General features: G+C 65.3%; 20 protein-coding genes. 15 read left to right on the forward strand and 5 right to left on the reverse strand.

What is annotated here, in order from left to right; all coding sequences use genetic code 11:
• Positions 1-5: 5 nt before the first annotated feature.
• Entirely contained in the window at positions 6-770 is a 765-nt protein-coding gene (locus F3J19_RS08305) for a 2Fe-2S iron-sulfur cluster-binding protein (RefSeq protein WP_167039666.1), read from the reverse strand.
• 345 nt (positions 771-1115) lie between these two features.
• Between F3J19_RS08305 and F3J19_RS08310 the strand changes: the two genes are divergently transcribed.
• The gene (locus tag F3J19_RS08310; RefSeq protein ID WP_167039668.1) at positions 1116-2528 is read left to right on the forward strand and encodes a DUF2252 domain-containing protein; all 1413 of its coding nucleotides are present in this window, start codon (positions 1116-1118) and stop codon (positions 2526-2528) included.
• Positions 2529-2716: 188 nt separating this feature from the next.
• On the opposite strand, the gene F3J19_RS08315 is transcribed toward F3J19_RS08310, so the two are convergent.
• Positions 2717-3574, reverse strand: coding sequence for a polysaccharide deacetylase family protein (locus F3J19_RS08315; protein WP_167039670.1), 858 nt, complete (start codon positions 3572-3574; stop codon positions 2717-2719).
• 478 nt (positions 3575-4052) lie between these two features.
• On the opposite strand from F3J19_RS08315, the gene F3J19_RS08320 reads away from it, so the two are divergent.
• The 7 genes from F3J19_RS08320 to F3J19_RS08350 all read left to right on the forward strand — a co-directional run bounded on the left by F3J19_RS08320 (position 4053) and on the right by F3J19_RS08350 (position 9790).
• Positions 4053-4817 (forward strand): SDR family oxidoreductase, encoded by a 765-nt coding sequence (locus tag F3J19_RS08320; RefSeq protein WP_167039672.1) that lies wholly within the window; start codon positions 4053-4055, stop codon positions 4815-4817.
• A gap of 151 nt (positions 4818-4968) precedes the next feature.
• Positions 4969-5352 (forward strand): oxidoreductase-like domain-containing protein, encoded by a 384-nt coding sequence (locus F3J19_RS08325; protein ID WP_167039674.1) that lies wholly within the window; start codon positions 4969-4971, stop codon positions 5350-5352.
• A 29-nt stretch (positions 5353-5381) separates the two neighbouring features.
• Positions 5382-6251, forward strand: coding sequence for an NAD-dependent protein deacetylase (locus F3J19_RS08330; protein WP_167039676.1), 870 nt, complete (start codon positions 5382-5384; stop codon positions 6249-6251).
• A gap of 50 nt (positions 6252-6301) precedes the next feature.
• The gene (locus tag F3J19_RS08335) at positions 6302-6919 is read left to right on the forward strand and encodes a pyridoxamine 5'-phosphate oxidase family protein (protein WP_167039678.1); all 618 of its coding nucleotides are present in this window, start codon (positions 6302-6304) and stop codon (positions 6917-6919) included.
• A gap of 62 nt (positions 6920-6981) precedes the next feature.
• Complete coding sequence (locus F3J19_RS08340) at positions 6982-7614, forward strand: DUF938 domain-containing protein (protein WP_167039680.1); 633 nt, start codon at positions 6982-6984, stop codon at positions 7612-7614.
• Between the two features lie 141 nt (positions 7615-7755).
• A complete protein-coding gene (gene gndA / locus F3J19_RS08345; RefSeq protein WP_167039682.1) occupies positions 7756-9165 on the forward strand; it encodes an NADP-dependent phosphogluconate dehydrogenase in 1410 nt (469 codons plus the stop codon).
• Between the two features lie 289 nt (positions 9166-9454).
• Complete coding sequence (locus F3J19_RS08350; RefSeq protein ID WP_167039684.1) at positions 9455-9790, forward strand: DUF4148 domain-containing protein; 336 nt, start codon at positions 9455-9457, stop codon at positions 9788-9790.
• Positions 9791-9987: 197 nt separating this feature from the next.
• On the opposite strand, the gene F3J19_RS08355 is transcribed toward F3J19_RS08350, so the two are convergent.
• A complete protein-coding gene (locus tag F3J19_RS08355; RefSeq protein ID WP_167039928.1) occupies positions 9988-10308 on the reverse strand; it encodes a hypothetical protein in 321 nt (106 codons plus the stop codon).
• Positions 10309-10733: 425 nt separating this feature from the next.
• Between F3J19_RS08355 and F3J19_RS08360 the strand changes: the two genes are divergently transcribed.
• Together F3J19_RS08360 and ltaE are read left to right on the forward strand one after the other, a co-directional pair.
• Complete coding sequence (locus tag F3J19_RS08360) at positions 10734-11495, forward strand: peptidoglycan DD-metalloendopeptidase family protein (protein WP_167039686.1); 762 nt, start codon at positions 10734-10736, stop codon at positions 11493-11495.
• A gap of 44 nt (positions 11496-11539) precedes the next feature.
• Complete coding sequence (gene ltaE, locus F3J19_RS08365; protein WP_167039688.1) at positions 11540-12547, forward strand: low-specificity L-threonine aldolase; 1008 nt, start codon at positions 11540-11542, stop codon at positions 12545-12547.
• Between the two features lie 36 nt (positions 12548-12583).
• On the opposite strand, the gene F3J19_RS08370 is transcribed toward ltaE, so the two are convergent.
• Positions 12584-14047, reverse strand: a complete 1464-nt coding sequence (locus F3J19_RS08370; protein ID WP_167039930.1) for an MFS transporter — start codon at positions 14045-14047, stop codon at positions 12584-12586.
• A 645-nt stretch (positions 14048-14692) separates the two neighbouring features.
• Here F3J19_RS08370 and F3J19_RS08375 point away from each other — a divergent pair.
• Entirely contained in the window at positions 14693-17146 is a 2454-nt protein-coding gene (locus F3J19_RS08375) for a glycogen/starch/alpha-glucan phosphorylase (protein ID WP_167039690.1), read from the forward strand.
• Between the two features lie 208 nt (positions 17147-17354).
• On the opposite strand, the gene F3J19_RS08380 is transcribed toward F3J19_RS08375, so the two are convergent.
• On the reverse strand, positions 17355-17747 hold the full coding sequence (locus tag F3J19_RS08380) for a DUF6232 family protein (RefSeq protein ID WP_167039692.1): 393 nt from the start codon (positions 17745-17747) through the stop codon (positions 17355-17357).
• A gap of 162 nt (positions 17748-17909) precedes the next feature.
• Between F3J19_RS08380 and gltS the strand changes: the two genes are divergently transcribed.
• From gltS to F3J19_RS08400, 4 genes are all read left to right on the forward strand, one after another.
• Positions 17910-19112, forward strand: coding sequence for a sodium/glutamate symporter (gltS, locus tag F3J19_RS08385; protein WP_167039694.1), 1203 nt, complete (start codon positions 17910-17912; stop codon positions 19110-19112).
• Between the two features lie 136 nt (positions 19113-19248).
• Complete coding sequence (locus F3J19_RS08390; protein WP_167039696.1) at positions 19249-20109, forward strand: class I SAM-dependent methyltransferase; 861 nt, start codon at positions 19249-19251, stop codon at positions 20107-20109.
• A 91-nt stretch (positions 20110-20200) separates the two neighbouring features.
• The gene (locus F3J19_RS08395; RefSeq protein WP_167039698.1) at positions 20201-20662 is read left to right on the forward strand and encodes a hypothetical protein; all 462 of its coding nucleotides are present in this window, start codon (positions 20201-20203) and stop codon (positions 20660-20662) included.
• 280 nt (positions 20663-20942) lie between these two features.
• Entirely contained in the window at positions 20943-21122 is a 180-nt protein-coding gene (locus tag F3J19_RS08400) for a hypothetical protein (RefSeq protein ID WP_167039700.1), read from the forward strand.
• Positions 21123-21145 lie beyond the last annotated feature (23 nt).

A 21145-nucleotide genomic window follows, 5' to 3' on the forward strand; every position in this document is an offset into this window, starting at 1 on the left:
CTCCGTTACGCGTTGCCGTGCGCGGCGCGCACCGCGGCGACGATGTTCGCGTAGGCGCCGCAGCGGCAGAGGTTGCCGCTCATGCGCTCGCGGATCTCCGCGTCGGAAAGCGCGGCGGGACGCGTGCGCACGTCGGCGCTCGCGGCGCTCGCCGCACCGTTGCGGAACTCGCCGAGCAGGGCCGTCGCGGAGCACAACTGCCCGGGCGTGCAGTAGCCGCACTGGAACGCGTCGTGCTCGATGAACGCGCGTTGCAGCGGACTCAACACGCCGTTGGTCGCGAGTCCTTCGACGGTCGTGATGTTTTCGCCTTCGTGCATGACCGCGAGCGTCAGACACGAATTGATGCGGCGGCCGTCGGCGAGCACCGTGCAGGCGCCGCACTGGCCGCGGTCGCAACCTTTTTTCGTGCCCATCAGGCCGGCGTATTCGCGCAGCGCGTCGAGCAGCGTCACGCGCGGTTCGAGTTGCAGCGAGTAGGCGCGGCCGTTGACGTTCAACGCGACCGGGCGCGGCGGCACGGCCGGATTGGCTGGCGGCGTGGCCGTGGCTGGGGCTGGTGCCTCAGTTTGCGCGCGCAGAGGCGGTGCCGCGCCGATCGTCGCGGCGGCGGCGGCCGACTGGAGAAAGCGGCGGCGTGACGGTTGAGAGGGGTGAGAGGGTTGAGAAGGTTGCGAGGGTTGCGAGGGGTGGGCGAGGTGGGCGGGTTCCGGGCGTTGTTCCGGAAGGGCGGGGTCGCCCGAATCCGGGCATTCGGTGTGCGTGGACATGACGTTCCGTTGACTCCATTGAAAGGCCAATGCAGGCTGACGATGCGTCGAGATTCAACGCATCGCGTCGAAACAAACCGTGCGCAGCAAATTCGGTGCCGTTGCAGGTACAACGGTATTAAAAATTGATGGGGAGAGCAAAGCCGATCTGCGCAATTAACGCAGGTCGATATTCGCAATGAATGAGGAGGCGGGGCGCGTTGCCGCATTCGTTCGCTCGGGGCGAATCGCCGGGGCAACATTTTTACCGATGACCTGTTCCGACCCGCTATGATCGCAGGGGCAGTCGCCGCGATCTATGCAGTCCCCGTCATCGCCAGATCAGGACGCAAACGGAGAAACAGCATGAAAGCCAGCACCATTGCCGAGCGGGAAGCGCGCGGGCGCGCCGCCCGCGAGCATTCGAAACGCTCGAGCCATCGCGCGGTCGGCGAGTTGCACCGCGATCCGCTCGCGCTTCTGAAGCAGAGCAGCGCCGGCCGGATCGAAAATCTCGTGCCGCTGCGCTACGGGCGCATGGCCGCGTCGCCCTTCGCGTTCTTTCGCGGCAGCGCGATTCTGCAGGCGCACGACCTGAGCAAGGTGCCCGATACGAGCCTCAGCATGCCGATCTGCGGCGACGGCCATCTGATGAACTTCGGCGGGTTCGCGACGCCCGAGCGGCAACTGGTCTTCGATCTGAACGACTTCGACGAAGTCTCGGTCGGTCCCTTCGAATGGGACCTGAAACGCCTGACCGCGAGCTTCGTGGTGGCCGCGCGCCAGATGCGCCTGAGCCGCGGCACGGCGGAAAGCCTCGTGATGACGGCGGTCCGTTCGTACCGCGATCGCATGGCCCAGTATGCGCAGTGCGGCGCGCTCGAACTCTGGTACGACCGCGTCACCTTCGACCTGATGGCGGAAACCGCCTTGACGCCCGAGCGCCGGCGCGCGATACGGCGCGGCATGGAAAAAGCCGCGAGCCGCACGAACGAGAGCCTGCTCGAAAAAATGGCCTCGTTCGACGGCGAGCGCTGGAAGGTCCACGATGCGCCGCCCGCACTTTTTCACGTGCTCGGCGCGAATACGCTGTTCACGGCGGAAGACGCCGACACCTACCGCAAGGGCAACATCGACAAAATGGTCGAGCACGTCTGGGCCGATTACCGCAAGACGATGTCGCACGACCGCCGCGAACTGCTCGATCACTTCACGATGCAGGACATCGTGTTCAAGGTGGTGGGCGTCGGCAGTGTCGGTACGCGCTGCCTCGCGGTGCTGCTCGTCGATCACAGGGACAAGCCCTTGTTTCTGCAATTGAAGGAAGCGCGGCCTTCGGTCATCGCGCAGTTCTACAAGGCGCCGGCCGTCAAACACGAGGGCGAGCGCGTCGTGTACGGGCAGCGCATGCTGCAGGCCGCGAGCGATATCTTCCTCGGCTGGGCGACGGGGCCGCTCGGCCGGCATTTCTATTTCCGCCAGTTGCGCGACATGAAGCTGTCCGCGAATATCGAACTGTTCGACAGCGATCTGCTCGATGGCTACGCGCGGCTGTGCGGCTGGATCATGGCGCGCGCGCATGCGAAAGCGAGCGGCCAGGCGATCGAGATCAGCTCGTATATCGGCCGCGGCGATCAGTTTGCCGAAGCGTTGACCGGTTATGCGACCGGCTACGCGGACCAGGTGGAGCGCGACTACGACGTGTTTCTCAAGGCGTGCCGCAGCGGCGAGCTTGACGCACGCACCGACGAGGATATGGCGGCGGATTTCCGCGTGTAGTGTGGGGGAAGGGTGCGTTCGGCGGCGGGTGTTCGGCGTTGGGCCTTCGGTGTTTGGCCTTCAACGTTCGACGTGAAAGGGCAGCGGGTGCGGCACGTTATGCCGCCTATCGCATGCGCCGCTTGGGTGGTGTTGCTTTAGCCGTCTTGATGGCACCGGACGCATCAATCGCATCACGCATCGGGGCATCACGCCCCGACGCGCGCTTCGCGCAGCGTCACGAAACGCAGATGCTTTTCGCGCGCCGCTTCGATCACGCTCGGCAGCACGGCGAGAATCAGCGGTTTGCCTTCGATCGTGAGCGCGGCATTGCCGTCGTGCAGCAGCAGGATGTCGCGCGCGGCGAGACCGTCGAGCAGGCGGCGCGCGACGACGTGCGGATTGCGCTCGCGCGTGTCGTAGCCGCGCCGCGTCCATGCGGCGAGGCGCAGGTCGAGCTTGCGCAGCACCGGTTCGAGAAAGATGTTGCGCAGGCCGGCGGGCGCGCGGAAGAACATCGGCCGCGCGCCGCTCACGTTTTCGAGCGTGCGCTGCGCGGCGGCGATTTCACGCGTGAGCGCGCCCGGCAGCGTCACCGAAAACGTATGTACGTGAACCTGCGAGTGATTTTCGAGCGCATGGCCGCGCGCGACGATGTCGCGTGCAATTCGCGGATGGCGCTCCACTTGCGCGCCGATGCAGAAGAACGTCGCGCGGACCCCGAACGCGTCGAGCAGATCGAGCACCTGCGGCGTGACGACGGGGTCGGGACCGTCGTCGATGGTCAAGGCAATCGCGTTCTGGTTGTGCGGGCTCGCGGGCAGGCGCGTCCAGTTCGGCCCGAGCAGCGCCGTGCGCGGCAGGAGTCCGGTGATCGTAAACATCGCATGGTTCACGAAGATCGCGGCGAGCCACCACGGCCACGCGGCCGGCGCGAGCAGCCAGCCGGCGAGCACCACGACGTGCCATGCGATCGTGCCGTTGAGCATCGCGGAATTGCCGGTACGCGGCCAGCGGCGCGGCGGCGCGGGCTCGGCGCCGTGCGACGGGTTGGGGCATTCATTCATCAAACATGCTTCCTGTGCGCCTTCGTCACGGTAAGGCTGTGAATCGTGCGCGTCGCGCAAGCGCGAACGATACCATTGTTGGCCGCGCCCGAATGCGTGTGAAGCGGTAATCGTGGCCGATGAAAGCGGGCTGAAAGTCGCATGCTTGCGTGCTGATTCGGGTAATACGGCGGGTGATGCGGCCGAGGGTGCGGCTGATGACGCCGCTCGCGATGCGGCGGTGCCGATGCGAGCGCGCAGCGGCAATTCGCCGTCACGCCCTGGGCGATTCATCGCGCTCATCCTTATTATCCTCACCCTCGATCCGGCACGGCGCGACGGCAATCGCACCACGGCAAGCCGCCGCATTTGCGATCGCCGATCCGCTGTTGTATGGTGCCGGGCGATAAGCGGCGCAGCGGACACCGGCCTTCGTCCGGCGAACCGGCCCCGGCAAGTCATGCGCCGCCACCCAACCCAGCACAACAGGAGATGCGCGATGTCGGACACGGAAAACGGAAAAGTGGCGCTGGTGACGGGCGCGGGCAGCGGCATCGGCCGCGCCTGCGCGCTCAGACTGCTCGAGCACGGCTACAACGTCGTGCTGGCGGGGCGCCGTCAGGCTGCGCTCGACGCAGTCGCGCAGGAAGCGCAGTCGCTGCGCGGCGAGGCGCTCGCGGTGCCGTGCGACGTGACCGATGCCGACAGCGTCGCGCAGCTGTTCGACACGCTGCGTGCGCGCTTCGGCCGGCTCGACGTGCTGTTCAACAACGCGGGCCGCAACGGCTCGCCGGTCGATATCGACGAACTCGAGATCAGCGAATGGCGCTCGATCGTCGATACCAATCTGACCGGCGTGTTCCTCTGCACGCGCGCGGCATTCGGCCTGATGAAGACGCAAAACCCGCGCGGCGGCCGCATCATCAACAACGGTTCGATCTCGGCGCATGCGCCGCGGCCGAACAGCATCGGCTATACCGCGACGAAGCACGCTATCACCGGCCTGACCAAAGCCGTCTCGCTCGACGGCCGCAAGTACGACATCGTGTGCGGCCAGATCGACATCGGCAACGCGGGTACCGACATGGCCGCGCGGATGGCGCGCGGCGTGCCGCAGGCGAACGGCGAAATCGCGATCGAGCCGCTGATGGACGTGCAGCACGTCGCCGATGCGGTGCTGCATATGGCGAGCCTGCCGCTCTCGGCGAACGTGCAGTTCATGACGATCATGGCGAGCAAGATGCCGTTCGTCGGGCGAGGGTGAGGGTATCAGCGGCGGATAGGTGGCGGATAGGTGGCAGATGAGCGCGGACAGGCGGCGCGGAACCGGACGAAGCCGCGCCGCGCACAGGAGCGCGGCGCGCGCGATCAACTTATACTGAGCGCTTTCCGTCATCACGCGAAAGCCACGCGCCGTGCCCCGAGCCACCTCACGCGACGACGATCCGCCGCCGCAGCCGCCCGCGCAACCCGATCTCGAAGACTGTTGCCATAGCGGCTGCACGCAGTGTGTGTTCGATCTGTACGACGAGGCGCTCGAACGCTATGAGATCGCGTTGTCGGTGTGGCGCGAGCGCCAGGCGGACAGGCAGGACGCGCGGCTGGCTGCACGAAAGGAAGTGCGAACAGAAGCGCGTGAGGAGCCGCTAAAGGAAGCGCGAAAGAAGCCGCAAAAAAAGCCGGAGCGCGAGCCGCGACCGAATCCGCAAAGCGTGCCGCAAGCCGAATCACAAGCCGAACGGCAAGCCGGGCCCTCACGCTCGACAACCCCGCGCAGCAAACCGCGCCCGCGCCGCTGAAGCACGCACGATCTTCCACTGTCTCCGTCATGACCGAACTTCAGCTCACGCCGCCCGACCAGCAGACCGACTCGCACACGCTCGACGATCTGCATCGTTTCGTGCAGCGCCATCCGCGCCTTTTCGTGCTGACCGGCGCGGGCATCAGCACCGATTCCGGCATCCCCGGCTATCGCGACGACAACGGCGCATGGAAACGTTCGCCGCCGATCACGCTGCAGGAATTTCTCGGCACGCTCGCGATGCGTCAGCGCTACTGGGCGCGCAGCATGGTCGGCTGGCCGCTCGTCGCGCGGGCGCAGCCGAATGCCGCGCACGTCGCGCTCGCGCGGCTCGAAGCCGCGGGGCACGTGCCGACGCTCGTGACGCAGAACGTCGATGGTTTGCATCAGCGCGCGGGCAGCCGCGACGTGATCGAGCTGCATGGGGGCATCGACGGCGTGACCTGTCTCGACTGCGGCATGCAGCACGCGCGCGCCTCGATCCAGCAAACGCTCGAAGCGGACAACCCCGCGCTGCTCGACGTGACCGCCGAAGCCGCCGCCGATGGCGATGCTCACCTGGAGTGGCACGATCTCGGCGGCTTTCGCGTGCCGGCCTGTTCGAACTGCGGTGGCATGCTGAAGCCATCGGTGGTGTTTTTCGGCGAGAACGTGCCGAAGACGCGCGTCGAAGCAGCCTCGCATGCGCTCGATGCGGCCGACGCGGTGCTCGTCGCCGGTTCGTCGCTGATGGTCTACTCCGGCTATCGCTTCTGCGTGTGGGCGCAGCGCCAGGGCAAGCCGATCGCGGCGATCAACCTGGGCCGCACGCGTGCCGATGCGCTGCTGTCGCTGAAGGTAGCCGCGCCGTGCGGCGACACGCTCGCCGCGCTCGCCGCGCGGCTGGCGAGCGCGTGACGCATCCGGGTCCGTGCGCCGAACCACTCTCGCACTTTTCAGGAATGTCCATGCTGACGACGATCGACCAACTCGAAGCGCTCTACGGCCAGCCGGGCGAGCGCGCGCTGCGCAAAGAAATCGCGCACGTCAACGAAGACTATCGCGCGTTCATCGAGGCCGCGCCGTTCGCCGTGCTGGCGACGAGCGGCCCCGACGGCCTCGACTGCTCGCCGCGCGGCGACGCGCCGGGCTTCGTGCGGATCGTCGACGAGCGCACGCTCGCGTTGCCCGACCGGCCCGGCAACAATCGGCTCGACAGTTTGCGCAATATCATCGCGGACCCGCGGCTCGCGCTGCTGTTCGTCGTTCCGGGCATCGGCGAGAGCCTGCGCGTGAATGGCCGCGGGCGGATTTCGGCCGACGCGGCTTGGCTGGACAGTTTCGCTGTCGACGGTAAACGGCCGCGCACCGTGCTACTGATCGACGTCGACGCCGTGTACTTCCATTGCTCGAAGGCGATGGCGCGCTCGAACCTGTGGGATCCGGCGCGGCACCTCGAACGCGCGCAACTGCCGAGCGCGGGCGAGATCCTGCGGCGCATCATCGCCGCGAACGACGGCGAGCAGTTCGACGCCGCCGCTTACGACCGCGACCTGCCGGCCCGCGTGCGCGCGACGCTGTATTGATACTTGATACGAAGCCCGAAGCCCGAAGCCTTAACCCGAACGAACCTCTCGCACGCCTCACCATGACAGACGCCCGGCAACACTCGCCATCCGCCGAACGCAACGGCGCACCGATCCTCGCCGTGCTGCGCGAGGCGCTGCCGGCCACCGGCCGCGTGCTCGAAATCGCGAGCGGCACCGGCGAGCATGCGGTTCTCTTCGCCGGCGCGCTGCCCGGACTCGACTGGCAGCCGAGCGATGCCGACCCCGAAGCGCGCGCGTCGATTGCCTCATGGAGCGCACATGCCGGGCTGCCGAACCTGCGCGCGCCGCTCGCGCTCGACGTCCATCGGCCGGACTGGGGCGTCGAGACGCTCGACGCGGTGGTTTGCATCAACATGATTCACATCGCGCCGTGGAGCGCGACGCAGGCGCTATTCGTGGGCGCGAGCCGCCGCCTCGCCGAGGGCGGCGTGCTGTATCTGTACGGTCCGTACAAACGCGGCGGCGCGCATACGGCGCCGAGCAACGAGGCGTTCGATCAGTGGCTGAAGAGCCGCAACCTCGAATGGGGCGTGCGCGACATGGCAGCGGTCGTGGCCCTGGGCGCCGCGCTGGGCCTCGCGTGCGACGAACCGATCGCGATGCCGGCGAACAACTTCAGCCTCGTGTTCAGGAAGCCGGCGGGGCGTGGCAAGGCGGACGCGGCGACCTGAACCCGCCGCCCGCGGCCCGCGTCCCGGTGCCTGCCGCCAAGCGGCCGGCGCGCATTTCTTTTATCCTTTCACCCTCGACGCCGCCCCCGGTGTTCCTGCTGCGCGGCGACACGACATTTTTTGGACTCTGGAGAATTCAACATGGGCAAACAGGCAATCGGCGTGGTAGGGCTGGCGGTCATGGGCCGCAATCTGGCGCTCAACATCGAAAGCCGCGGCCACGCGGTGTCGGTCTACAACCGTAGCCGCGAGAAAACCGACGAACTCATCGCCGAATATCCGGACCGCAAACTGGTGCCGGCTTTCACGCTGGAAGAGTTCGTCGACTCGCTCGAAAAGCCGCGCCGCATTCTGCTGATGGTCAAGGCCGGCGAGCCGACCGACGCGACCATCGCGCAACTCAAGCCGCTGCTCGACCAGGGCGACATCCTGATCGACGGCGGCAATACGCATTTCACCGACACGATCCGCCGCAACCAGGAACTCGCGAAGGCGGGCCTGCACTTCATCGGTACCGGCGTGTCGGGCGGCGAGGAAGGCGCGCTGAAAGGCCCGTCGATCATGCCGGGCGGCCAGCGCGACGCCTACGACCTGGTTGCGCCGATCCTCACCGAAATCGCCGCGAAGGCGCCGGACGGCGAGCCGTGCGTCGCCTACATGGGCCCCGATGGCGCGGGCCACTTCGTGAAGATGGTGCATAACGGCATCGAATACGGCGACATGCAGCTGATCGCCGAGAGCTATGCGGTGTTGAAGCAGGTGGTCGGCCTGTCGAACGAGGAACTCGGCAAGGTCTACACTGAGTGGAACCGGGGCGAGCTCGACAGCTACCTGATCGAGATCACCTCGAAGATCTTCGGCAAGAAGGACGACGAAACCGGCAAGGACCTCGTCGACGTGATTCTCGACCGTGCCGCGCAGAAGGGCACCGGCAAGTGGACCAGCCAGAATGCGCTCGACCTCGGCGCGCCGCTGCCGCTCATCACCGAGGCGGTGTTCGCACGCGTGCTGTCGTCGCTGAAGACGCAGCGCGTGGCCGCGAGCAAGGTGCTCGAAGGGCCGGCCGCGAAGCCGCTCGACGCCGCGAAGGAGGCGTTCGTCGAATCGGTGCGCCGCGCGCTCTATTTCAGCAAGGTGATTTCGTACGCGCAGGGCTTCGCGCAATTGCGCGCGGCCTCGGAAGAGTACAAGTGGGACCTCGACTACGGCGAAATCGCGAAGATTTTCCGCGCCGGCTGCATCATCCGCGCGCGCTTCCTGCAGAAAATCACCGACGCCTATGCGAACGACAAGGCGCTCGCAAACCTGCTGCTCGACCCGTACTTCCGCGACATCGCGAAGCACTACCAGGCGGCGCTGCGCGAAGTCGTGGTGGTCGCGGTCAACGCGGGCGTGCCGGTGCCGGTGTTCGCCTCGGCAATCGCGTATTTCGACGCCTACCGCTCCGAGCGTCTGCCCGCGAACCTCGTGCAGGCGCAGCGCGATTTCTTCGGCGCGCATACGTTCGAGCGCGTCGACAAGCCGGGCAGCTTCCACGCACAGTGGGCCTGAGCGTTTCCCCGGGCGTTTGAATGATGGCCCGGCGTGCGCCTTACCGAAGGCACCGCCGGGCTTTTTTTGTTTGAATGCGTGGGTGGCTGACAAAATTATTACTAAAAACTATCGGCACATTAGGTTCTCGGTCGGCAATTTGTGCGGATTGTTGCAAAAGTCGAAATGGAGTTTCCTTATTTTAAGGGTTTACCCTAGATCGTGACCCTCCTAAACTTGCTTCCAAGCGCTGAGGGAGAAACAGAAAACCCCCGAAGCGCATTACAAACAAGTCATTTGGAGGTTAATCATGAAGACCCTGATTTCCGCAGTTGCTATCGCCGCCGCCCTCGTTGCTCCGGTTGCTTCGTTTGCTCAAGCCAGCCAGCCGGTGACCCGCGCTCAGGTTCGCGCTGAACTGGTGCAACTCGAAAAGGCCGGCTACAGCCCGGTCGGCGACTACGCGAACTATCCGGAGAACATCCAGGCTGCGCAAGCGCGCGTCGCGGCGCAAAACGGTACGGCCGTCGTGGCCAGCACCGCGAACACGAGCGGCTACGGCGCCCCGGCTGCCGGTACCTCGCAAGCCGGACACGCAGTGACCCCGTTCCAGGTCGACCGTAACTCGGTGTACTTCGGCAACTAATTTGCCAGCCAGGCGCCGCTACGGGTTGCACTGAAGTTTGAAGTAGAGGTTGCAGCAGAAGTTTGCGGTAGAAGTAGAAGTAACGAAGCAGACGCCGTCTCGCGAAACAGTGCGAAGGCGGCGGGCAAGAAAAAACGCCATCCGGCTGGTTCGGGTGGCGTTTTGTCGTTTACGGCACATTCGCCATGCGATCCGTATCAATGCAGCGTGCGATGCCGCCGGCCGATTTCGTCGAAGAGCGCGCGGCTCGGTTCCAGCGCCAGAAGCCAGGATTCGTCGTAGCCGCTCAGATTGTCGAGCGCTTCGCGCAGTCGTTCGACCGCCAGCGCGGGAATCTCGACGCTCGCCTCGATGCCGCTCGACAGCCCCGCGATGCTTGCCAGCTGCACGAGCGCATCGGCGGCTTCGGCCACGTCGGCGGCGAAGACGAGATGCGTGTTCAGCAATTCGACGAGGCCAGGGGACGCCGCGATATCGTCGACGTTGAGTTGCACGGCCAGAAAGGTGGCTTTGTTCATCCTCGATTCCTCCCAGAAACCAGACGTTGTCGCATTGTCGCGAGGCGTGCTGCGCGCGGCTTGACTGAGTATAGGCGACGCCCTGGCGGTCTCGCCAATCGGACGAATCGGCCGGCGTGCCTTGCTGAAGAAGGCTCGCGGGCCATCAGACCTATAATAGGGCCAGCCGCGCGAGCGTTGTCGCCAGAGGCTCAGGTCCACGAGCCGCGGTTTTTTCGCGCTTTCCAACTGCTCGTCGACGCTGAAGAGCATCCGATCCGTAGCGGGAGCTTTACCGCGGCGCGTCACCGTGGCGCGCATCGGCGCGCCGGCAACGGCGGAACATGGCGGAACATGGCGGAACATGGCGGACCGCGAACGGCGGCGGCACGGCACATGCTCGGGCGTCGATTGAATCCGATTGAGAACAAGTCGAGGAAAATCACATGACAGGACAATGGCAACTGACGGGGGTTCGTCTGCTGACGGCGGCGGCGCTTGGCGCGATGGTCGCGGGCTGTACGACGATGCCGTGGGACAGCACGCCGTTCTACAGCAGCACGCCGCCCAATGCGACGAGCCTCTCCACGGTCCCGGTGCCCGCCGGCTTCTATCGCGTCAACCCGGGCGACACGCTCGCCGGCATCGCCTCGGCCTATGGCCACAGGCTACAGGATGTCGCGGCGTGGAACGGTCTCGTGGTCAATGCGCAGGTCGTGCCGGGGCAGGTGCTGCGCGTGTCTCCGCCGATGGCGTCCGGCAGCGTGGTGACGCCGCCTGTTGCCGTGATGCCGGCGGCGCCGGGCGCGCTGCCCACCGCGCCGGGCATGTCGGCCGCGCCGCAGCAGGGCGTGCTGCAATGGCCGTTGCGCGGGCCGATTCTCAAGACGTTCTCGGCGGGCAAGTCCAACGGCATCGTGATCGGCGGGCGTCCCGGCGATCCGGTCAAGGCCGCCGCGACCGGCCGGGTGGTCTACGCCGGCACCGGCATCGAGGCGTATGGCCCGCTCATCATCATCAAGCACGACGATTCGTTGATTACCGCGTACGGCCAGAACAGCCAGCTGTTCGTCAAGGAAGGCGACGCGGTCGCGCAAGGGCAGACGATCGGCCAGGTCGGCGTCGATAGCCGCGGCGTCGCGTCGATCCAGTTCGAGGTGCGCCAGAACGGCCAGCCGGTCGATCCGCTCGCGTGGTTGCCGAAGTAGGGCGGCACCGTAGGCCGCATTCAATGGACGCACAGGGACACACCATGATCGATTTGCGCAGCGATACCGTCACCCGTCCGACTCCGCCGATGCTCGCGGCGATGTCGGCGGCCGAAGTCGGCGACGACGTCTGGGGTGACGACCCCACCGTGCTGCGTCTACAAGCGACGCTTGCCGAGCGCGCTGGCAAGGAAGCGGGCCTGTTCTTCCCGAGCGGCACGCAAAGCAACCTCGCCGCGTTGATGGCGCACTGCGGCCGCGGCGACGAATACCTTGTTGGCCAGCAGGCGCACACCTACCAATACGAAGGCGGCGGCGCGGCGGTGCTCGGCAGCATCCAGCCGCAGCCGCTCGACAATGCCGCCGACGGCTCGATCCCGCTCGAGCGGATCGCCGCCGCGATCAAGCCGATCGACGATCACTTCGCGCGCACGCGCCTGCTCGTGCTGGAGAACACGATCGGCGGCAAGGTGCTGCCGGCCGGCTACGTGACCGAGGCGACGCAGCTCGCGCGCCGGCACGGTCTGTCGACGCACCTCGACGGCGCGCGCGTATGCAACGCGGCGGTCGCGTCGGGCAAGCCGCTCGCGGCGCTGTGCGAGCCGTTCGATTCCGTGTCGATCTGCTTTTCGAAGGGGCTCGGTGCGCCGGTCGGCTCGGTGCTGGTCGGCAGCCGCGCGCTGATCGATCTCGCGCACCGCTGGCGCAAGGTGCTCGGCGGCGGCATGCGCCAGTCGGGCGTGCTCGCGGCGGCCTGCCTGTACGCGCTCGAACACAACGTCGAGCGTCTCGCCGACGACCACGCCAACGCCGCGCATCTGGCCGCAGGGCTGGAAGCGATCGAACAGGTAACGCTGCAGTCGGTCGCGACGAACATGGTGTTCGCGCAGTTCCCGCAAGCGCATTGCGCGCCGCTCGAAGCGTGGCTCAAGGCGCGCGGCATCCTCACGCAGATGCTGTACTCGTCGCGCTTCGTCACGCACAGGGATGTGTCGCGCGCCGATATCGATACGTTTATCGCTGCGGTGAAGGGGTATTTCGCGGCGCGCTGATCGGCGCGCGGCTTCAAGCCCGCGCCGCCCACGGCCTTACTTCGCTTTCGCCGCCGCCGGCGCCTGCGTGCCCGCGCGATGCGACGGCGCAAGCAGCCGCAAGCCGCTTGCGAGACTCGCCGCGCCGGCAAAGAACGCGCCGGTGGCGAGCGCGAGCGTCGGCCCGTGCTGCCGTCCCGAAATTCCGAAACACAGCGCGACCAATGCCGCACCGGTGGCCTGCCCGAGCAGCCGCGCCGTCGCGACGATGCCGCTCGCGCCGCCGCTGCGCTCCGGCGGCGCGCTTGCCATCAGCGCCTTCAGGTTCGGCGACTGGAAAAAGCCGAAGCCCGCGCCGCAAATCGCCATACGAATGCCGATGTCGAGTATGTGCGGATGCGCGGGCAGGAGCGCGAGCGAGGCCATTCCCGCCGACAGCACCGCAAGCCCGATCGCGCCGAGCAGCCCCGGCGGATAGTGGTCCGACAGGCCGCCCGCGAGCGGCGCGGCCAGCGCGACCACCACGGGCCATGGCGTCATCAGAAAGCCGGTTTCGACCTGGCTGCGCAGCAGCACGTCTTCGAAATAGAACGGCAGCGACACGAACGCGAGCCCTTGCGCCGCGAACGAGCACACCGCCGTGACCGCCGACAGCGCGAACACCGGCCGTCTGAACAGATCGACGGGCAGCATCGGCGCGGGATGACCCGCTTCGCGGCGAATCAGCAGCAGCCCGAACACGACGGCGAGCGCCGCCGCACTGAGCACGATCTGCAGCGAGGCGCGCTGCGCCGCCTCGCCGAGCGCGAAGATCAGCGCGGCGAACGTGACGACGTTGAGCAGCGCCGCGACCGGATCGAGCTGATGTCGGCCCTGCGCGGTATGCGGCAGCGCCGGTAGTGCAAAGCTCAGCGCGAGCACGCCGAGCGGCACGTTGACCGCGAACAGCCACGGCCACGTCGCCACGGAGAGGATCAGCGAGGCCACCGTCGGCCCGACCGCGAACGACACGCCGACGATCAGCGCATTGGTGCCGAGGCCGCGCCCGAGCCGGTGCGGCGGGTACAGATAGCGGATCAGCGCGGTGTTCACGCTCATGATCGCGCTCGCGCCGAGGCCCTGCACGATGCGCGCGGCGGCGAGCAGCGGCAGGGTCGGCGCCATCGCGCAGCCGAGCGAACTGAGCGTGAACAGCGCAATGCCGCTGATATAAATGCGCCGGTGTCCGACGATGTCGCCGAGCGCGGCGAGCGGCAGCAGCGTCGCGACCATCGCGAGCTGATAGGCGTTGATGATCCATACCGATGCCGCGGGCGCCGCGTGCAGATCGGCGGCGATCGCGGGCAAGGCGGTGTTGGCGATGGCGGTGTCGATCGTGGCGAGCGCGACGGCGAGCATGATCGCGGCCATCGCGCGGCGGTTGGCGGCGGACATCGGGCCGTCCGCCGGAAAGGTGGGCGCGGCGGCGCTGATGGGGTTGCTGAGCTTATCGGACAAGGCGCGGCTCGTCGGGTTATGCATGCCGATGCGGCGGCCGGTCGGACGACGCGGCACGGGCGGCGGGGTTGCGTGGGAATGAGGCGCGCGCGGTCCGGTTCGCCGCTGTGGCGAGGCGGTTGGCGCGGCGCAATGTCGCGATTGTTGCAGAGACGTGGAAATCGTGCAGGGACGCGGGCAGGAAGAAAGGGGAAGAGGAGTGACGATTGGCTGAGGGTCATCCATCGTCTTTATTTTTAACGCAACTAACGGTCAATCTGCCGCGGTATCTTCACGTTGACGATACCTTCGCGTTGGCTTAGTCCAGTTGTATCTCGCGATCCATCCGTTTCGCATGCAAACCCGCCGATTCGACCATGCATCGAGCCGATCTGCCGATTCCGCCGGTTCGCATCCATTCACGCCGACATGCATTTACGCCGATGCATCGAGGCGTCACGCTCCGGTCACGTACCGAAAAAATAATCGAAGCGGATGGCTCGGGAAGACTTGGGGCTTTCGCCGCGCGCGCCAGGCACGGCATGTGCGACAGAGCCCGCTCGCGCGAGCCGGTGTGCGCGAGCCGTAAAATGTCCTACTCTGTTTTCTTAATCCGCCTGACAGGCACGCGCCTCCCGTCCGTCGACCGTGCGGTTCGCGTATGCCATGTCGACTTTCCCGGAGGCTTCGATGACAGCCGTCGATCTGGAATTCGACCAGCTCAACAGTACCGTCGACGCGCTACGGCGCTCAATTTCCAATCGCATGATGTACGGCGTCGGCAAGGATGCCGTCACCGCGCACCCCCATGACTGGCTGCATGCAGCCGCACTGGCCGTGCGCGACCGGCTCGTCGCGCGCTGGATGAAAACCACGCGCCTGCAATACGAGCAGGACGTGAAGCGGGTCTACTACCTGTCGATGGAGTTTCTGATCGGTAGAACCTTTACCAACGCGCTGCTCGCGCTCGGCATTCACGACCCGATGAAGGAGGCGCTCGCGAGCCTCGGCGTCGACATGGAGATGCTGACCGGGATCGAACCCGATGCGGCGCTCGGCAACGGCGGTCTCGGCCGGCTGGCCGCGTGTTTTCTCGATTCGATGGCGACGCTCGGCATTCCGGGTTTCGGCTACGGCATTCGCTACGAGTACGGCATGTTCCGCCAGCAGATCGTCAACGGCGAGCAGGTCGAGGCGCCCGATTACTGGCTGCGCGCCGGCAACCCGTGGGAATTTCCGCGTCCCGAGATCAAGTACATGGTGCATTTCGGCGGCCGTACCGTGCAGCACGGCGACCGGGTCGAGTGGATCGACACCGAGCATGTGAACGCGACCGCCTACGACACCGTGATTCCCGGCTACGCGACCGACGCGACCAACACGCTGCGACTGTGGTCCGCGCGCGCGACCGAGGAACTGGACCTCGATGCGTTCAATCGCGGCGACTATCGCAACGCGGTCGACACGAAGAACATGTCGGAGAACGTTTCGCGGCTGCTCTATCCGGACGACTCGACGCAGGCTGGCCGCGAATTGCGGCTGCGCCAGGAGTACTTTTTCGTCTCGGCGACGATGCAGGACCTGATCCGCCGCTATCAGCGCACCCACAGCACGTTCGGGCGCTTCTCCGAGAAAGTCGCGGTGCATCTGAACGACACGCACCCGGTGCTGGCGATTCCCGAGCTGATGCGTCTGCTCGTCGACGTGCATCATCTGCCGTGGGACAAGGCGTGGCAACACGTCACGCGAATCTTCTCGTACACGAATCACACGCTGATGCCCGAGGCGCTCGAAACCTGGGATGTCGAAATGTTGGCGCGGCTATTGCCGCGGCACCTCGAAATCATCTTCGAGATCAACGCGCAGTTCTTGAAGCACGTCAGCGAGCAGTCGGGCCACGATGGCGACATGATTCGCCGCATTTCGCTCGTCGACGAATACGGGCAGCGGCGCGTGCGCATGGCATATCTGGCGATCGTCGCGAGTCACAAGGTGAACGGCGTCTCGAAGCTGCATTCGCAACTGATGACGCGCAATATCTTTGCCGATTTCGCGCGCGTCTATCCGGACCGCTTCACGAACGTGACCAACGGCATCACGCCGCGCCGCTGGCTCGCGCAGGCGAGCCCGTCGATGGCCTCGCTGATCGACGCGCGCATCGGCACGCACTGGCGCAGCAATCTGTTCGAACTCGAACAGCTGCGCAATCTGCGCAAGGACGAGGAATTCATCGAGGCTTTCCGCGAGGCGAAGCGGCAGAACAAATTGCGGCTCGTGCAGCGGCTCGCGCATCACACGAAGCTGGCGTTCGATCCCGATGCGCTGTTCGATCTGCAGGTCAAGCGCATTCACGAATACAAACGGCAGTTGCTGAACGTGCTGCACGTGATCGTGCGCTACAACCGGATTCGCGAGAATCCCGAACGCGACTGGGTGCCGCGCGTCGTGCTGTTCGCGGGCAAGGCCGCGTCCGCCTACCGGATGGCGAAGACGATCATCAAGCTGATCGGCGACGTGAGCCAGAAGGTCAATCACGATCCGCTGATCGGCGATCGGCTGAAGGTCGTGTTCGTGCCGAACTACGGCGTGAGCGTGGCCGAGCTGATTATTCCGGCGGCCGATCTGTCGGAGCAGATTTCGACGGCCGGCACCGAGGCGTCGGGCACCGGCAACATGAAGCTCGCGCTCAACGGCGCGCTGACGATCGGCACGATGGACGGCGCGAACATCGAGATCTGCGACGCGGTGGGCCGCGAGAACATCTTCATCTTCGGCCATACCGCGGACGAGGTGGACCATCTGCGCGCAAGCGGCTACCGCCCCCGGCAGATTTACGAGGAGAACGAAGAACTGCGCATCGCGCTCGATCAGATTCGTTCGGGCTTCTTCTCGCCGGACGATCCGTTGCGCTTCTCCGAGATTTTCCACACGCTCGTCGATTGGGGCGATCACTACATGGTGCTGGCCGATTTCGCCGCGTTCGCGAAGGCGCAGGACGAAGTGGATGCGCGTTTTCTCGACCGGCGCGCATGGACCGAAAGCGCGATCGAGAACATCGCGGGAATGGGGCAGTTCTCGTCGGACCGCACGATTGGCGAATACGCACGCAATATCTGGCGCGTGAATCCGCTCGATATCGAGTGAGCGGCGGCGTGGTGCCGTAGCCGTCGGGTTCGGGGTGAGGGTTCGCTAAACGTGTTCGATGAGCGTGTTCAATCGGCACGTTCAATCTCGGGTTCGCCAAGCGAATGAAAAGCCGTGCCGGCTCGGGGAGCCGCGCACGGCTTTTCTTACTGCCGGTCGCGCATTGACCACTGACGTTACGCTCATGTCAACGCAGGCAGACCCGGCTTTACGCCTGTGCCGCGCTCGCGGCCGTCGATTTTGCCTGTTGCACGGCCACATTCACGCGCTCGACGAATTCGCGGTCGGTGCTCATCAGTGCCTCGCGCTCGCCATTGGCCGTTTGCACGATGAGCCGATGCGTGACGTCCTGGGTCGCCCAGGTGAGCCAGCCGACCACCGCGAGCATGATCCCGCACACGAGGCCCGCCGCCGAGTGCAGGATGGCGCCGGCAATCGCGCCGATCACGCCGACGATCGAGATCGCGAGCGGCACGACCCTGTTCTTGCGTACGGTGACGACCTGCACGCCGACGATGTCGCGCAGCGGAAAGACCTGGCCGGCTGACGAGAGCGCATTGCGCGTCACGGACACGCCGCGATCGTTGAAAGGGGTTTCCATCGATTGAGAGCAAGGGTGGTGAAGGGCGCAGCGTAGCAGACTTCGACGCCCGGCAGTGACGCGATGTCATGTGCGGATGGCATCGGGCCAGGGAAAATCATACTTTGCGCGGACGGATTGACTAAGATGGCAGTTGATCGCGCTCCGGCCGGGAGGCTACTCATGACTATCGGCGTATACGCAACGCTGGTCGCGACGTCGCTCGTGCTGCTGCTCGGAGAAAAGCTCATTCAGTGGATCGGCGTGCTGCGTACCTATTCGATTCCGGCGCCGGTGGCGGGCGGGCTCGTCGTTGCCGTATGCGTGCTGTTGATCCGCGTCGCGACGCACGTCGAGGTCCGGTTCGACTCCACGTTGCAGGCGCCGCTCATGCTCGCGTTCTTTTCGACGATCGGCCTCAATGCGCACATCTCGAACCTCAAGGCGGGCGGTCCGGTACTGATCCGCTTTCTCGCGCTCGTGAGCGGGCTGTTGATCCTGCAGAACGTCATCGGGATTCTGCTGGCGTTCGCGCTCGGCGTCGATCCGCTGTACGGCATTCTCGGCGGCTCGGTCACGATGTCGGGCGGCCACGGTACGGGCGCGGCGTGGAGTCAGGTCTTCAGCGAACATCATGGGCTACAGTCGGCGACCGAAATCGCCATCGGCTGCGCGACGTTCGGGCTCGTGATGGGCGGTGTGCTCGGAGGTCCGATCGCGCGTCTGCTGATGCGCAAGATCGGTGGTGCCGATATGCGGCACATCGAGAATCACGATGACGACACACTGGTTTTCGAAGCGCCGAAAGCCGAGCAGCCGACCACGCCCGCGGCGCTCATCACGACTCTCACGCTGATTTCCCTCTGCCTCGCGGGCGGCGAAGCGTTGGGCGACTGCCTCGCGGGAACCGTATTCGAATTGCCGACCTTTGTGTGCGTGCTGTTTGTCGGCGTGATCCTCAACAACGTGCTTTCGCTCGTGCGCGTGCGGCTCGACCAGCATGCGGTCGCGCTCGTCGGCAATGTGAGCCTTGCGCTCTTTCTCGCGATGGCGTTGATGCGGCTCGACCTGTGGGAGCTGGCCGCGCTCGCGGTGCCGGTCATCACGATTCTCGCGGCACAGACGCTGCTTATGGCTCTCTATGCGGTATTCGTGACGTTCCCGCTGATGGGCCGCAGCTATGACGCGGTCGTGCTGAGCGCGGCGCATTGCGGACTCGGGCTCGGCGCGACGCCGACCGCCATCGCGAACATGCAGGCCATCACGAACCGGTTCGGCCATTCTCATATCGCGTTCCTCGTCGTCCCGATGACGGGCGCGTTTTTCATGGACATCGTCAATGCCATCGTCATCAAGCTGTTTCTCGCGTTGCCGTTCTTTCATTGAGGCAGTTTGAGGTAGTTTGTGAGGGAATGCTTGCGAAGCGTGGTTATGCGATGCTCCACGAAAGAGCAATTCCATTGGCTTCACCGGCAAGCGAGGGATGCGATTGCCGATTTCTCAAGCAAGGATCAGGAGAGTCATGAACGATCAACAGGAAGTCGCGCCCGATAGCACGGCCGCGCGTGTCGCGCTGTGGCGCGCATTGCATGTGCATGTCGACGCGGTGCCGCACGTGCTCGAAGACGAGGTCGGCCTGCAACTGCTGGCACCGGATGCAAGCTGGCGTAATCGCGGGGACATGGACCCGCAATTCACGCGGCCGTTTCGTGCGTCGATCGTCGCGCGCGCGCGTTTTATCGAAGATCTGGTCATCGAGCAGATAGGGCTCGGCGTCGGTCAGTATGTGATTCTCGGTGCCGGTCTCGATAGCTTTGCCCAGCGCAGGCCGGAGGTGGCGTCGCGGCTTACGGTGTTCGAGGTCGATCCGCCCGGACCGCAAGCGTGGAAGCGGCAGCGTCTGATCGAACTGGGTTTCGGCGTGCCCGACTGGCTGCGTTTCGTTTCCGTCGATTTCGAAGCGGGCGAGAGCTGGCGGCAACGGCTCGTTGCCGCGGGGTTCGACGAGAGCAAGCCGGCTGTCGTCGTCTCGACCGGCGTCAGCATGTATCTGACGAAGGAGGCGAATGCGGCCACGCTGCGCGAAGTGGCGGCGCTCGCGCGTGGGTCGACGTTTGCGATGACGTTTCTGCTGCCGCTCGAGATGGCGAGTCCCGACGTACGCCCCGGACTCGACATGGCGGAGAAGGGGGCGCGCGCAAGTGGTACGCCTTTCATCAGCTTCTTCACACCGCAACAGATCCAGGCGATGGCGCTCGAAGCCGGATTTGGCGAGGCGCGGCATGTGTCGGCGGTTGATCTGACGCAGCGTTATTTCGCGGGCAGGACGGATGGGCTGCGGCCGCCCGAGAATGCGGAGGAGTTGCTGGTGGCGCGTACGTAGTCGTCGTTAAAGGGACGGTATGCCGCCGAATCTGCGAGCCTCTTCTCCGCACGGCTATAATCGCGCACGAATATGGCCAGGAAATTGAATCGTGAAAAAGATCGCCGCCCTTGCACTCGTTGCGTTTGCCCTCGCTGCCTGCTCGTCGGAAGAAAAGCAGGTCAAGCGCGCCCAGCAGGACATCCTTCATAGCGAACCGAACCTCGCCGCGGCGCAACGCAACGCGGTTGTCGATTGCTCGCCGGACAATTGCGATGTTGCATGGGCGCTGACGAAGCGCTATATCGAGCAGCATTCCGATACCCACATCACGCGTGCCGATGCAATCGCAATCGATACCGACGTGCCGGACGATTCGGGCAAGGTCGCCTTCTCGGCGACTCGCGCCGCAAAGAGCAGCGGCGGCGCGACGCTCTCGCTCTTCGCTCAGTGCCGGGACATGTATGGTCAGGATAGCGAGAAAGGCTCTGACTATGACGAATGCGCCGATAAGATCCTGAAGACCCAGAACGGCTATGTGGCGTTTCTCAGGGCGCACGCCAACGGGCAGTGATGTTCTGTTGAACCGGGGTGGTACTTATCGGCGTTCTCGCCGAACGTGCTTCTTTGCACTCTGCGGTGTTATCGCGCCTCGCGCCTCCAGGCAGACGCAGCGAATGATGCCTGTCGCGAATCGTGGTTTTCTGATCCCCGCTTCATGGATTGACAAAGCTTGACAGACTATTTCGCATCTCGCGGATAGAGTGCCTGCGTTCGCCGCCTGGCACGGAGTGCGTGCCAGGCGCCAATCAATCCAGATGTTTTCACGGGGACGTTCATCCATGCGACGAGAAGTGACCATCCAGCGCGGGCTGCTCGATGCAAAGGCACTTACGCGCCGGTCCGATGATGTGGACAACCAACCACCTTATCGCAAGCGCTGGCTCATGTTGCTGGCACTCGGCGCGATTCCGCTGTCATTGCTGTTCGTGTGGGGCTTCCTTCATCTGATTCTCATCCTGGTATTTCCGTAGCCGGTCATTGCTGACTCGGCTGT

This window comes from Burkholderia sp. Ax-1724, from assembly GCF_011752995.1.
GTDB lineage: Bacteria > Pseudomonadota > Gammaproteobacteria > Burkholderiales > Burkholderiaceae > Paraburkholderia.

What these genes read in the sequence shown, in the direction of transcription:
- F3J19_RS08305 (WP_167039666.1), bottom strand. Translation starts at nt 770, where the DNA reads ATGTCCACGCACACCGAATGCCCGGATTCGGGCGACCCCGCCCTTCCG.
- F3J19_RS08310 (WP_167039668.1), top strand. Translation starts at nt 1,116, where the DNA reads ATGAAAGCCAGCACCATTGCCGAGCGGGAAGCGCGCGGGCGCGCCGCC.
- F3J19_RS08315 (WP_167039670.1), bottom strand. Translation starts at nt 3,574, where the DNA reads ATGAATGAATGCCCCAACCCGTCGCACGGCGCCGAGCCCGCGCCGCCG.
- F3J19_RS08320 (WP_167039672.1), top strand. Translation starts at nt 4,053, where the DNA reads ATGTCGGACACGGAAAACGGAAAAGTGGCGCTGGTGACGGGCGCGGGC.
- F3J19_RS08330 (WP_167039676.1), top strand. Translation starts at nt 5,382, where the DNA reads ATGACCGAACTTCAGCTCACGCCGCCCGACCAGCAGACCGACTCGCAC.
- F3J19_RS08335 (WP_167039678.1), top strand. Translation starts at nt 6,302, where the DNA reads ATGCTGACGACGATCGACCAACTCGAAGCGCTCTACGGCCAGCCGGGC.
- F3J19_RS08340 (WP_167039680.1), top strand. Translation starts at nt 6,982, where the DNA reads ATGACAGACGCCCGGCAACACTCGCCATCCGCCGAACGCAACGGCGCA.
- gndA (WP_167039682.1), top strand. Translation starts at nt 7,756, where the DNA reads ATGGGCAAACAGGCAATCGGCGTGGTAGGGCTGGCGGTCATGGGCCGC.
- F3J19_RS08350 (WP_167039684.1), top strand. Translation starts at nt 9,455, where the DNA reads ATGAAGACCCTGATTTCCGCAGTTGCTATCGCCGCCGCCCTCGTTGCT.
- F3J19_RS08355 (WP_167039928.1), bottom strand. Translation starts at nt 10,308, where the DNA reads ATGAACAAAGCCACCTTTCTGGCCGTGCAACTCAACGTCGACGATATC.
- F3J19_RS08360 (WP_167039686.1), top strand. Translation starts at nt 10,734, where the DNA reads ATGACAGGACAATGGCAACTGACGGGGGTTCGTCTGCTGACGGCGGCG.
- ltaE (WP_167039688.1), top strand. Translation starts at nt 11,540, where the DNA reads ATGATCGATTTGCGCAGCGATACCGTCACCCGTCCGACTCCGCCGATG.
- F3J19_RS08370 (WP_167039930.1), bottom strand. Translation starts at nt 14,047, where the DNA reads ATGCATAACCCGACGAGCCGCGCCTTGTCCGATAAGCTCAGCAACCCC.
- F3J19_RS08375 (WP_167039690.1), top strand. Translation starts at nt 14,693, where the DNA reads ATGACAGCCGTCGATCTGGAATTCGACCAGCTCAACAGTACCGTCGAC.
- F3J19_RS08380 (WP_167039692.1), bottom strand. Translation starts at nt 17,747, where the DNA reads ATGGAAACCCCTTTCAACGATCGCGGCGTGTCCGTGACGCGCAATGCG.
- gltS (WP_167039694.1), top strand. Translation starts at nt 17,910, where the DNA reads ATGACTATCGGCGTATACGCAACGCTGGTCGCGACGTCGCTCGTGCTG.
- F3J19_RS08390 (WP_167039696.1), top strand. Translation starts at nt 19,249, where the DNA reads ATGAACGATCAACAGGAAGTCGCGCCCGATAGCACGGCCGCGCGTGTC.